At 34.5% G+C, this 232-nt stretch carries 1 protein-coding gene; it reads right to left on the reverse strand.

Features of this window, described 5'->3' with window-relative positions:
- Window positions 1-215, reverse strand: a 215-nt coding sequence (locus tag AC3WV0_RS18195) for a transposase (RefSeq protein ID WP_488847497.1), incomplete at its 3' end; no start/stop codon positions are given.
- Between the last annotated feature and the right edge of the window lie 17 nt (window positions 216-232).

Consider the following 232-nt stretch of genomic DNA (forward strand, 5'->3'; position numbering starts at 1 on the left):
ATAAACCTGAAGAACACTTCAATATCCCATCTTTTACGGTAATAGTCCGATATTTCTTTGGCAGAAAGTTCAAACTCGTTGGTTATAAACCAAAATTCTTTACCTGTTTTCTCATTTTTAATAACCACCAATCGAAAATCTGTCTCCACTTTTTCTTCCCGATGATGTATATTTCCACGTTTGTTTTGGATGGGTTTCCCGGTGTACAACTTCACTTTACTGTCTTTAATAA

It is taken from the genome of Chryseobacterium sp. 27AL (genome assembly GCF_057815395.1).